Raw genomic sequence first — 263 nt, 5'->3', positions numbered from 1 at the left:
GGGCTTACCCAACCGCCTACGCTCCCTGTACGCCCAGTAAATCCGAACAACGCTTGCCACCTTCGTATTACCGCGGCTGCTGGCACGAAGTTAGCCGTGGCTGCTTCTGCAGGTACCGTCCGAACGGTTACCCGTTCCATCTTCCCTGCCGAAAGGGGTTTACAATCCGAAGACCTTCATCCCCCACGCGGCGTCGCTGCGTCAGGCTGTCGCCCATTGCGCAATATTCCTTACGGCAGCCTCCCGTAGGCTGTCTCTTATAC

The 263-nt window shown here is 58.9% G+C and carries 1 rRNA gene; it reads right to left on the bottom strand.

What is annotated here, in order from left to right:
- A 16S ribosomal RNA gene (locus tag ACTHS4_RS12045) occupies positions 1-263 on the bottom strand; the annotation flags it as partial.

The organism is Neisseria sp. P0014.S009 (assembly GCF_051958155.1).
Classification (GTDB): Bacteria; Pseudomonadota; Gammaproteobacteria; order Burkholderiales; family Neisseriaceae; genus Neisseria; species Neisseria flavescens_C.
This window is presented reverse-complemented; position numbering and strand designations above follow the sequence as displayed.